The sequence below is a fragment of the Legionella sp. ST3F1 genome (assembly GCF_048553315.1).
Taxonomy (GTDB): domain Bacteria; phylum Pseudomonadota; class Gammaproteobacteria; order Legionellales; family Legionellaceae; genus Tatlockia; species Tatlockia donaldsonii.
The window spans coordinates 87,411-98,066 of record NZ_JBLZIO010000014.1 but is presented as its reverse complement, the minus strand read 5'-3'; the positions used below and the strand labels follow the sequence as shown (position 1 = coordinate 98,066).

Genomic DNA, 10,656 nt, shown 5'->3' with positions numbered 1-10,656 from the left:
CGTCCAAAATGCTGCGCCACGCTTCGCGTTCTTCGCTTCGCATTTTGTCGAACCTCTCGGTTCGAACACTTCCGGGCCAAGTACATCCGTGCATTGGCCTTGATTTCGGAGTGATTTATCTTTCAGTGTGTTTATCTAAAATGGCGCGCCCGGAAGGATTCGAACCTCCGACCCCCTGGTTCGTAGCCAGATACTCTATCCAACTGAGCTACGGGCGCGTGTACTGGCGGAGAGAGAGGGATTCGAACCCTCGATGGGATTTCTCCCATACTCCCTTAGCAGGGGAGCGCCTTCGACCTCTCGGCCATCTCTCCAGTCAATGGAGGCGAAGTATATCAGGTATTTATGTGGCGTCAACACCCATTATCAGTTAATAAAAATGATTTTATTTAGATAAATTCCAAAAACTTAGGATTACTGTTATCTTTGACATGAAAAATTTGGCGCTTGTCAGCTGCATTGACATGTATCAGGAGGAGTAATGAAACAAAAGTCGAATTTAAACGGTAGGCGGGTCTATATAGTAGATGGTAGTCGAACACCGTTTTTAAAAGCAAAGGGAGTTGGTCCTTTTACTGGGTCAGACTTAGCAGTAGCTGCGGGTATGCCCTTGTTAAATCGTCAATCTATTAGCCCCACTGATTTGGATGAGGTTATTATTGGTTCTGCAATGCCGGGTCCTGATGAGGCGAATATCGCGCGAGTTGTTGCTCTGCGTTTGGGCTGTGGAGAAAAAGTTCCCGCCTTCACTGTGATGAGAAATTGTGCCTCTGGTATGCAGGCTCTTGATAATGCAGCGTTGCAAATTGCCAATGGTCGTAGTGACCTGGTCTTGGCGGGTGGTACTGAGGCTATGAGCCATGCGCCCTTACTATTTAATCAAAAGATGGCATCCTGGCTGGCTAATTGGTTTGCCGCTAAAAGTGTTGGTCAGCGCCTCGGTTTGGTAACTCAATTTAGACCTTCTTATTTGGCACCGGTAATTGCTTTACTACGCGGTTTGACTGATCCCATCGTGGGCATGAACATGGGACAAACCGCCGAGAAGGTCGCTTATCGCTTTAATATTAGCCGAGAGCAGATGGATGCTTTTGCCAGTGAGAGTCATCAGCGTTTAGCGCATGCCTTTATAGAAGGACGTATGGATGAAGTTGTTCCTATTATTGACACGAAAGGTCGTGTCTATCCGCAAGATGATGGTATTCGTCCAGATTCTACGGTTGAAAAATTAGGTAAATTAAAACCTTTTTTTGATAAAAAATATGGCATGGTAACAGCAGGTAACAGCTCCCAAATTACCGATGGCGCCTGTTTGTTATTATTGGCTAGTGAAGAGGCTGTTAAAAAGCATAAACTTCCTGTCCTTGGTTGTATTGTCGATTCGCAATGGGCTGCTCTCGATCCTTCACAAATGGGATTAGGGCCAGTGCATGCGGCTACACCGATTATGCAGCGTCACAATTTGAAACCCGCCGATTTTGATTGCTGGGAAATTAATGAGGCTTTTGCTGCTCAGGTATTAGGTTGTCTAGCAGCCTGGGATGATGAAGACTATTGCCGTACCCAACTAGGATTGAAACAGGCAATGGGGGCTCCATCTCTTGCGCAACTGAATAAAGATGGCGGAGCTATTGCTGCTGGCCATCCAATTGGCGCTAGTGGCGCTCGTATCGTGCTGCATGTATTGCAATCATTGAAACACGGTAATGGAACTCGCGGAATGGCTGCCATTTGCATTGGTGGAGGGCAAGGCGGGGCAATGTATCTGGAACGCGTGACAGAGGTGAAAGGACATGAGTAACTATAAACATTGGGAAATACAAACAGATGCAGACCATATTGTTTGGTTAGGTATTAATCGCAAAGATACGGCGGTAAATGCTATCAATAGCGATGTTTTAGATGAATTAAATGGTCTTTTGCAAGAGATCGCTCAGAAATCAGATCTAATAGGCTTGGTTATTTACTCCGCCAAACCCAAAGGTTTTATCGCCGGTGCTGATGTAAACGCTTTTTCGAAGTTTGATACACCAGCAGAAGCAGTTGATTTTTTAAGGCAGGGACAAGCTGTTTTTTCACGACTGGAAGCTCTCTCGATGCCTACAGTTGCTATGATTGATGGTTTCTGTATGGGAGGTGGTTTAGAGTTAGCTCTTGCTTGTGATTATAGGATTGCTACTGATGATAAAGATACCCGGTTAGGTTTGCCTGAAATTATGCTCGGTATCCATCCTGGCTGGGGTGGAACAGTACGCTTGCCACGTTTGATAGGTGGGTTTGATGCGTTATCTAAAGTTATTTTGACTGGTGCGCCGATCGCTGCTGCCAAAGCCAAGCAACTAGGATTTGTTGATGATGTAGTACCTGTTCGTCAATTAAAGCGTGCCGCTGTTTATTACATTAAAAATAAACCTGCCAAGCATAAGCCAAGCTTTATACAATCGTTAAGCAACTACTCGTTAGTACGGGCTATCCTTGCCCCTATACTTCGTTATAACGTCAGCAAGCGCGTACTTAAAAAGCATTATCCTGCGCCTTATGCAATTATTGATTTGTGGGAAAAGGAAGGTGGAGTAGGCGAACGAGCTTATTTAAAAGAGGCCGATTCTGTTGAGCAGTTAGTAAGTCAAGGGGATACGGCAACAAACCTAATACGTGCTTTCCATTTGCGGGAACGCATGAAAAGCTTCGCTAAAGACAGTGACTTTAAAGCCCAACATGTTCATGTAATCGGTGCCGGTGTTATGGGGGGAGACATTGCTGCCTGGTGTGCTTTGCGCGGTTTACGAGTGACCCTGCAAGATAAGTCTCACCAGCAAATTGCGCCTGCGCTTGTACGAGCTCACGCACTTTTCAAAAAGAAATTGCGCCAACCACGATTAATTCAAGCGGCCATGGATCGTTTGCTTGCTGATCCAGATGGTTACGGTATTACTAAAGCAGATGTGATTATTGAGGCTGTGTTTGAGAATCTTGCAGTTAAACAAACAATAATGAAGGAAGTCGAACAAAAGGCAAGTAAAGAAGCTATTATTGCCACGAATACGTCAAGTATTCCGCTCGATGAAATCAGCCAAGTCATGGAAAATCCTACTCGGTTAATTGGTATCCATTTCTTTAATCCAGTTGCCAAGATGGATTTGGTTGAGGTAGTCAGTAGTAATAAGACCGCCAAAGAAGTCACTAAACGTTCTTGTTCCTTTGTTAATCAGATTGGCCGCTTACCATTACCTGTAAAATCGAGCCCAGGATTTTTGATAAATCGCGTTTTAATGCCTTACCTCATGGAGTGCGTGCAGTTATTGGAAGAGGGATATAGTGGTGAAGAAATTGATGAGGCAGCCAAAAATTTTGGTATGGTCATGGGGCCTGTTGAGTTAGCGGATACGGTTGGGATGGATGTATGCTTGGCTGTTGCTGAAAATTTGACAGCGCATTTTGGGGGCTCAGTACCGCAAAAATTGCGTGATATGGTTAAAGAAGGCAAGCTTGGACGTAAATCAGGTCAAGGCTTTTACCGTTATAAGAATGGCAAAGCCATCAAACAAAGAGTGAAGCCTGCAAAATCAGCTAAAGGAAAAGATATTGCTAATCGCTTGATTCTACGTATGGTCAATGAGGCTGCCTCTTGCCTGCGTGAAGGGGTTGTTGCGGACAGTGACTTACTTGATGGAGGAATGATTTTCGCCACTGGTTTTGCTCCATTCCGTGGCGGGCCGATGAATTATGCTAAGCAATTTGGCCATGACAAATTAAATGAGCTTTTCGCTAAATTGGAAGCTCAGTATGGTGAGCGTTTCAAAGCCGATACTAGCTTATAAGGTATTTGTGCTCCTTTTTATGGCAAGGTATCATTTCCTTGCCATAGTTCATTTAGAGTAATTATTCATGTTTATATTAAGTCCTTTGCGCCTGCTGTTAATATTTCTATTAATGATTACTTTGACAGATATCTCGTTTGCCCTTACTTTTGTACTTCCTACTGAGGGTGATGTTATTGGCGAGATGCAATATGCTCGTCCCCAAGTTGGTGAAACACTGAGTGAAGTTGGTATTCGTTACGATATCGGCTATTACGAAATGATGAGAGCCAATCCACAGGTTGATTCTACAAGACCCTTGCCGCCACATACCCGTTTGCTAATTCCCTCACAATTTATTTTGCCACCCGTACCACGGGAGGGGCTGGTTATTAATTTAGCTGAGTATCGTCTTTACTATTATCCTCCAAACGATAATGTAGTGATAACCATGCCTGTAGGAATTGGTAGGGAAGGGTGGACAACGCCAATCGGTATAACCAAAGTCACTACCAAAGAACGTGATCCAATTTGGCGTCCTACCGCAAATGTACGTGCCGAGGCTGCAAAAAACGGCATACCTATACCGAATGTTTTTCCACCCGGTGATGGTAATCCTTTGGGGCGGCATGTATTGAGATTAGGATGGCCAACTTATCTTATTCATGGTACTAACCGTCGGGATGGTGTCGGAGCACGGGTAAGTGCTGGTTGTATACGCATGATGCCGGAAGACATTGAATACCTCTTTGATTTTGTTAGTGTAGGTACTCCAGTACGTGTGCTCAATGAGCCAGTAAAATTTGGTTTCGACAAAGGTACACTCTATATTCAAGCGCATCCTTTACTTGCTGAGCAAAAAAATAATTCTTTGCAAGCATTGGCTTATGAGCAATTAAAAAGAATGTCTGCTCTAAATAAAGTCAATAAGAAAGTGGTCAATTCAGAATTAAGTAATCCGAGTGGTATTCTTAAAAAAATCAGCACTTAATTTATTACCGACTACAGAATTTTTTGAGTTTTTTTCCTGTAATAAAAATACAAGCCATGAGCGGGAAGAAGAATCAGGAAACTGCCAAACAGGTCAATTGGATAATGCCAGCCAAGCAAAATACAGGAAGCCAGTAAGAGGACATTAATTGGCAGCAATAAAATAAATACAATACGCCAACAGCGAACCAGGTACAAGCAAAGCCAGGCCCAGATAGCATGGAAAGAGGGCATGGCAATCATACCGCCCTCAATAGTAGAGGGCTGGATGTAACGATGAATTTCAGTAAATTTAATACCAGTTGCATGCTGTTCAGCCATAAAGTAAGGGCTTGGAATAAAACTTGCCGGTCCCATGGTGGGCAGATAATAGTAAAAGGTAAAACCAATTAAAACAGTAACAAGCAAAAGGCAATAATGTTCACGAATATAAGAAAATTTTCCTGTAATAATGACAGCTAATGGCAAAATACTCATTTGCAGGTGAAGGCTATCGTAAATATAAGCCAGTAATAATTGCAAGCGTGGGTGATTCGCTGTCCATGCAACGATTGCTTGCATGTTGATCCCCATGGTTGCTTCGATGGCTATTAGTTGCTTATCTATGGGTTGGAATGGTGTATATTGCACCGCATTTGTGGCAAAGGCAATCACAACCAAGACCAGGAAAAAATAAAAAATTTCACGGACTGTACGTACAAAACGGCCATGTTTACCAAATTGCAGAGAGCCGCCTATCATGGCCAGGAGCAAAACTATAGCTATTAAGGAAGTACTGGGAGGGAAATAATTGTTGCCTGGGAAGCGGTAAAATAAAAAATTAACCGCATAGGCTACGATAGCCAAACTACAAATAAAAAAGGCCGTAATTAGGGGACAATATTTAGCAAAGTCCTGTATAGGCGTAGCCAGGCGATTATTCGGCATCACCACTTTGTTGTTTCTGCTTGATAGCGTGATAAATTTCTTCACGATGGACTTGGATTGATCGAGGAGCTTCCACACCGAATTTAATATTACCGTGTTCTGAGGTCTTAAAAGCGACTATTTGTACAACAGTACCATTCACATGAACAGTCAATGGTTCTTCAAATGGGATGGTCACAATATTCATGCAAAACCTCTTTTGTTTTTAGTACGTTATATCGTATGGAAAGTTTAAAAGCAACGATTTTACTGGGGGCTGTTGCCATTTCGACTATCTTGGCTGAAAAGCGTTAACTTCTAGTGCTTTGCTGCTCATTTACTCGCATGTAAACCAGGATGAGATGCTCGTAAAACAACGCTTTTCGACAGATAACCACTGCTGAGGCAATTCTGAAAGTAGAAAATAGATTTTTACTAATTCGTTGTTGCCATCGATCAATCAGCCTACATTTGTCTATAATTTAGTCTTTGTAGGTATAAGGACTCACTCTTAAGCTGTTTAATTTACCGGGAAGATTTGCTCCGTAGACGAAAATCAGTTAAGATTGTGCGTTTTTTTAACCTTGCCTTACCTCAGCTCATATGAGGAAGGCTATAACCCATAAGGAGAAACTATGAGACATTATGAAATAGTGTTTCTTGTACACCCTGACCAAAGCGAGCAAGTACCAGGAATGGTCGAGCGCTATGAAGGGATCATCACTAAACAAGGCGGTAAAATCCACCGTAAAGAAGACTGGGGACGTAGACAATTAGCTTACCCAATCAAAGAAGTACACAAGGCACACTACATATTGATGAATATTGAATGTAATCAAGTTGCTTTGGACGAACTGAAAAATGCGTTCAAATTTAATGACGCTATCTTGAGAAATTTAATCATCAATCAGAAAGAGGCGATTACCACTCAGTCTGTGTTAATGAAGAAAGAAAAAGACGACCGAGCAGCCTAAGGAGTAGTTAAATATGTCAGCTTATTTTCGTAGAAAAAAAATGCGTCGTTTCAATGCCGAAGGTTCATCTGAAATAGACTATAAAGATATAAATTTGTTAAAAGATTACATAACAGAAACTGGTAAAATTGTACCAAGCCGTATTACTGGTACGCAAACCCGCTTCCAGCGCCAGTTGGCTAAAGCCATTAAGCATGCGAGATTCCTGGGTTTATTACCTTATTGTGATAGCCATAGATAATAATGACTCGTTTGGGTGACTTACTACGTAAACAAGGTCATTTCCTTTTGGAAAATGACTATTATGCCTTGTTGTATATTGTAATTTGCGCATTAATACCGTTTACAGCGTGGTTATCCGCGGCCATTGTTGCATTAGTGACTTTGCGTAAAGGTTGGCTTGATGGGTTTAGAGGATTAGCCCTCGGGATTAGCGCATTGCTGATCTTATCATTGATGTCCATGCCTTTATTTGGAGCCCTTGTTACCACTATGATGGCATTTCTACCCTGTTATTTAGCGGCTGTTGTTCTGCGAGCAACAGCCAGTTGGCGAATAACGGGGGGATTTATCGTTTTACAGGCACTGCTGGGGATTATTCTGATTCACTGGTTAACTCCTGAGTTTATCACTGCTCAATACCAGTATATTCAGGTAATGCTTAAACAACTGGAAGCTGATAGTTCCGTTAATAGTCTGTTAGATAATCAAAATCAAGTAATTTTTTCCAATTACTTAGTGGGAATACAGGTTGTGAGTGTTGTGGTATCGACACTCGTTTCGCTAATGCTGGCTCGTTCTGTGCAGGCCAGGATATTTTATCCTGGTGGTTATAGACAGGAAATGCTTAATTTCCGTGCAAGCGGGTGGGGTGTTGCCTTACTAATCCTTGTCGCTATTGGAGCATATCAGTATAACCCTATTGCTCTAAGTTGTTTGCCGGTGCTTGTTTTATATTATGTATGTGCAGGGCTTAGTTTAAGCTTTACTATTTTGGCTAAAGGCAGAGGAATTAGTACCTTACTTTTATTAGTAATACCGTTAGTACTCGTGCCTTTTGTTATGTTGCCTGTCTATGTGATTTTTGGTGTTTTAGATAGTTTGTTTAATTTTAGAATACGCTTGCAAAATGTAGGTGGAAAATAGAATAGGGGTAATAAGATGGAAGTTATTTTATTAGAAAAAGTTAGAAACTTGGGAAATTTGGGTGATAAAGTGGATGTTAAACCAGGTTATGGCCGTAATTTCCTAATTCCACAAAGCAAAGCTGTGTTTGCTACTGAGGAAAATATTGAAGCATTTGAAAAACGTCGTGCTGAACTTGAGAAAAAAGCACAGAAAACGTTAGCTGCTGCAGAGCAACGTGCTGCGCTGTTGAACGATACGACTATTGTTATTGCTGCTATGGCAAGTGACGAAGGTAAACTGTATGGTTCTGTTGGCCCTAATGAAGTCAAAGAGGCTTTGATTGCTAAGTCTATGGAAGTTAGCAAGCGTGAAATTGTTATGCCTGAAGGTCCTATCCATTCAATTGGTGACTATGTAATTGAAATTCATGTTCATAGTGATGTGATCGCCAACCTGCAAGTACAAATCGTTCCCGCAAAATAGTTGAAGCTAAAAACCTGCTAAGACCTAGCAGGTTTTTTAAGTTATAGAATGAGACAAGCTGGCGATATTGCTGCTAACTTACATACTGTATTGCCACTTATCAGTTTCTGTAGTCTCGGCGTTTTCTCTATTCTCTGTCTTGTCTGTATCCTCTATGTTTTCTGCCAGAGTAACTGCAGGGTTATTTTTTTCTAATTCCTTATTACGTGCATCTAGCATGATTGTTGTTAATTGCTCAATATTTCCTTCGGGTTCCCAAACAGACTCTGGAAACATACCCTTTATACATACTCGGGCAATTCGCTCATCAGTCCAGCTTTGACTGATAGCCATAGGGGATTTTTTTATACTTTCGAATGAGAAATTAAAGGAGCTAATGCGGTCTTTTGTAATCTCCTGGCCTGCAAAAGTGATATTCTCTTGATTATGAGTTGTAGAAGATTGAGAAGACAGGGGCTTATCCTCAGGGCTTTCCATTCCTCTCAATTGATTAATAGCTTGAGGATCTTTACGTATAGTCAATAACATAGCAGCTAAAGATTCAAGATTATCTTCAGGCTCCCATATCTCTTCACCGAAAACAATTTTTACTGCACGTTTGCTTATCTGTTCTTCATTCCATCCGGTAGGAATTTTTTGGGTTTGTTCAAAGGCGTTGTTAAAAGCTTCAATATCGCGTGGTGTAATCTCATTGCCCTTAAAGAGTAGTTTCTGAGGAGGGGACTCACTTCCAGCTGCTTGCTCTTTAGAGAGAGTAGCTGTAGGGGCTTGTTGCTCTTTAAATTGTTTAATAGCTTGAGGATCTTTACGTATAGTCAATAACATATCGGCTAAAGATTCAAGGTTATCTTCAGGCTCCCATATCTCTTCACCGAAAGCAATTTTTACTGCACGTTTGCTTATCTGTTCTTCATTCCATCCGGTAGGGAGTTTTTGGGTTTGTTCAAAGGCGTTGTTAAAAGCTTCAATATCGCGTGGTGTAATCTCATTGCCTTTAAAGAGTAGTTTCTGAGGAGGGGACTCACTTCCAGCTGCTTGCTCTTTAGAGAGAGTAGCTGTAGGAGCTTGTCGCTCTTTAAATTGTTTAATAGCATTTGTTTCAGGAATTTCTATATACTGCACGGCATCAACCCACTCGTTTATTTTATTAGCGCCAACAGAGCCCTCAAAAATGTCTCTATCTATTTCATTTATTTTGCCACGTATTATTTCCTGAATGGATTGCATTAACTCTTCGTCACCTTGGTATAATTCGACTTGTTCTTCATCACTTAGATTTTCAACAGCATTTATAAACTCTTTATTTGCCAAGTCAGAGAGTATTTCTGTCCCTCTTATAATTACAACATCTGGATGAATAGCTTCCAGGGACTCTACAATTTTATTGATAGTACCTCCACGGCAAGCATGTCGTGATTCACCACCTAGATCTTTACCATTATTATCTAAATTATATTCTCTATCGGATAATGCCATGTTTTTAGCAATCAGATTGCATCTTGCTAATGTATCTTCGTTATGAGTATCGCTCGCTGGATAAGCAGCCTTATCTTTCGCTGCCAACCACATTGTGGTTAAAGAATCGAGTATGGATCGACCCGATTTGCCATCCTTAATTCGGTCTGTTTTAGCCCTTTGCAATGTATTTAATGCGTATGTTTTTTCATCAGCATTTAAATAGTCAGTTGATTTAATGAATTTTTCAATATCAAATAAAGTTTTCTTTTGTAGCAGTTCATTTTGGGATGGTGACAAAACATGGTGTCGTGCATCTAATTTATCCATAGAGCGTTTAATAGAACGTTCAACGGAATCCAAGTGGGTACTTTGAGCAATATCTTGGAAGTCTTTTCCTTCTCTGAGCTGTTTCTTCAAGGTTATTGAATGATAAAGACTGCTCACCTTATCCTTTATGCTATTCTTTAGACTTTTAAAGGGTGCCAAGAATGCTTCTATTGTCTTTTCTCTTTTTTGTTGTCTGATGTCACTTTTAAATGCTTTATATAATTCATCCAATTGTTTGGTTTGATTAAAAAAAATACCGGCTACCCCATTCATAATTTCTTTATATTGATTCGGATTTTTAGAGGTTTTTTCCCGTAAAGCGGTCAAAGTTGCAGAAATTTCTTGGTAATTGTCCGTTTGCGGGATCTCAAGATCCCACTGTTTGGCTAAAGCTCTTGCTGTTTCTAAATACATTGACCTGGCTTGGGTTTCAAAGAAAACCTGGCCTTCTTCATTCTTAAGTGAGCCTAAAGTATCTTGATCCAGGTTTTTGGCAATATATTGATCATATTTTTGGATTTTTCCGATCAAGGAAAAAATAAAAGCCTCATCATCACTTGGTTCAGTTCCTTGCAGTCTTAGATGGCTGG

Annotated in this window: 10 protein-coding genes and 2 tRNA genes; 7 read left to right on the top strand and 5 right to left on the bottom strand. The window is 41.1% G+C overall.

Annotation, left to right across the window (positions count from 1 at the left end; genetic code table 11):
- Positions 1 to 141 precede the first annotated feature (141 nt).
- Positions 142 to 218, bottom strand: a tRNA-Arg gene (locus tag ACN4Z1_RS10855).
- Positions 219 to 224: 6 nt separating this feature from the next.
- Positions 225 to 314, bottom strand: a tRNA-Ser gene (locus ACN4Z1_RS10850).
- 167 nt (positions 315 to 481) lie between these two features.
- Here ACN4Z1_RS10850 and ACN4Z1_RS10845 point away from each other — a divergent pair.
- The 3 genes from ACN4Z1_RS10845 to ACN4Z1_RS10835 all read left to right on the top strand — a co-directional run bounded on the left by ACN4Z1_RS10845 (position 482) and on the right by ACN4Z1_RS10835 (position 4,791).
- Positions 482 to 1,801, top strand: coding sequence for an acetyl-CoA C-acetyltransferase (locus ACN4Z1_RS10845; protein WP_228364766.1), 1,320 nt, complete (start codon positions 482 to 484; stop codon positions 1,799 to 1,801).
- Entirely contained in the window at positions 1,794 to 3,821 is a 2,028-nt protein-coding gene (locus ACN4Z1_RS10840; RefSeq protein WP_228364765.1) for a 3-hydroxyacyl-CoA dehydrogenase NAD-binding domain-containing protein, read from the top strand. Before ACN4Z1_RS10845 ends, ACN4Z1_RS10840 begins: the two co-directional genes overlap by 8 nt.
- Before the next feature lie 67 nt (positions 3,822 to 3,888).
- Positions 3,889 to 4,791 (top strand): L,D-transpeptidase family protein, encoded by a 903-nt coding sequence (locus ACN4Z1_RS10835; protein ID WP_228364764.1) that lies wholly within the window; start codon positions 3,889 to 3,891, stop codon positions 4,789 to 4,791.
- 11 nt (positions 4,792 to 4,802) lie between these two features.
- On the opposite strand, the gene ACN4Z1_RS10830 is transcribed toward ACN4Z1_RS10835, so the two are convergent.
- Complete coding sequence (locus tag ACN4Z1_RS10830; protein WP_228364763.1) at positions 4,803 to 5,717, bottom strand: phosphatase PAP2 family protein; 915 nt, start codon at positions 5,715 to 5,717, stop codon at positions 4,803 to 4,805.
- Entirely contained in the window at positions 5,707 to 5,904 is a 198-nt protein-coding gene (locus ACN4Z1_RS10825; protein WP_019216791.1) for a carbon storage regulator, read from the bottom strand. Before ACN4Z1_RS10825 ends, ACN4Z1_RS10830 begins: the two co-directional genes overlap by 11 nt.
- Positions 5,905 to 6,331: 427 nt before the next feature.
- On the opposite strand from ACN4Z1_RS10825, the gene rpsF reads away from it, so the two are divergent.
- From rpsF to rplI, 4 genes are read left to right on the top strand one after another with little or no spacing between them, the layout of a single operon-like run.
- The gene (rpsF, locus tag ACN4Z1_RS10820) at positions 6,332 to 6,670 is read left to right on the top strand and encodes a 30S ribosomal protein S6 (protein WP_058447848.1); all 339 of its coding nucleotides are present in this window, start codon (positions 6,332 to 6,334) and stop codon (positions 6,668 to 6,670) included.
- Positions 6,671 to 6,683: 13 nt separating this feature from the next.
- Positions 6,684 to 6,911, top strand: coding sequence for a 30S ribosomal protein S18 (gene rpsR, locus ACN4Z1_RS10815; protein WP_058447849.1), 228 nt, complete (start codon positions 6,684 to 6,686; stop codon positions 6,909 to 6,911).
- 2 nt (positions 6,912 to 6,913) lie between these two features.
- Complete coding sequence (locus ACN4Z1_RS10810) at positions 6,914 to 7,816, top strand: hypothetical protein (protein WP_115221181.1); 903 nt, start codon at positions 6,914 to 6,916, stop codon at positions 7,814 to 7,816.
- A 15-nt stretch (positions 7,817 to 7,831) separates the two neighbouring features.
- Positions 7,832 to 8,281 carry a 50S ribosomal protein L9 gene (rplI, locus tag ACN4Z1_RS10805; protein ID WP_115221182.1) on the top strand — a complete coding sequence of 150 codons (450 nt, stop codon included), beginning with the start codon at positions 7,832 to 7,834 and terminating at the stop codon, positions 8,279 to 8,281.
- A 78-nt stretch (positions 8,282 to 8,359) separates the two neighbouring features.
- Here rplI and ACN4Z1_RS10800 read toward each other — a convergent pair whose 3' ends face one another.
- A complete protein-coding gene (locus ACN4Z1_RS10800) occupies positions 8,360 to 10,597 on the bottom strand; it encodes a hypothetical protein (RefSeq protein ID WP_419388080.1) in 2,238 nt (745 codons plus the stop codon).
- Positions 10,598 to 10,656: the final 59 nt, after the last annotated feature.

Excerpts from the sequence above, each read along its gene's own strand:
- ACN4Z1_RS10845 (WP_228364766.1), top strand. The coding sequence starts at position 482 with ATGAAACAAAAGTCGAATTTAAACGGTAGGCGGGTCTATATAGTAGAT.
- ACN4Z1_RS10840 (WP_228364765.1), top strand. The coding sequence starts at position 1,794 with ATGAGTAACTATAAACATTGGGAAATACAAACAGATGCAGACCATATT.
- ACN4Z1_RS10835 (WP_228364764.1), top strand. The coding sequence starts at position 3,889 with ATGTTTATATTAAGTCCTTTGCGCCTGCTGTTAATATTTCTATTAATG.
- ACN4Z1_RS10830 (WP_228364763.1), bottom strand. The coding sequence starts at position 5,717 with ATGCCGAATAATCGCCTGGCTACGCCTATACAGGACTTTGCTAAATAT.
- ACN4Z1_RS10825 (WP_019216791.1), bottom strand. The coding sequence starts at position 5,904 with ATGAATATTGTGACCATCCCATTTGAAGAACCATTGACTGTTCATGTG.
- rpsF (WP_058447848.1), top strand. The coding sequence starts at position 6,332 with ATGAGACATTATGAAATAGTGTTTCTTGTACACCCTGACCAAAGCGAG.
- rpsR (WP_058447849.1), top strand. The coding sequence starts at position 6,684 with ATGTCAGCTTATTTTCGTAGAAAAAAAATGCGTCGTTTCAATGCCGAA.
- ACN4Z1_RS10810 (WP_115221181.1), top strand. The coding sequence starts at position 6,914 with ATGACTCGTTTGGGTGACTTACTACGTAAACAAGGTCATTTCCTTTTG.
- rplI (WP_115221182.1), top strand. The coding sequence starts at position 7,832 with ATGGAAGTTATTTTATTAGAAAAAGTTAGAAACTTGGGAAATTTGGGT.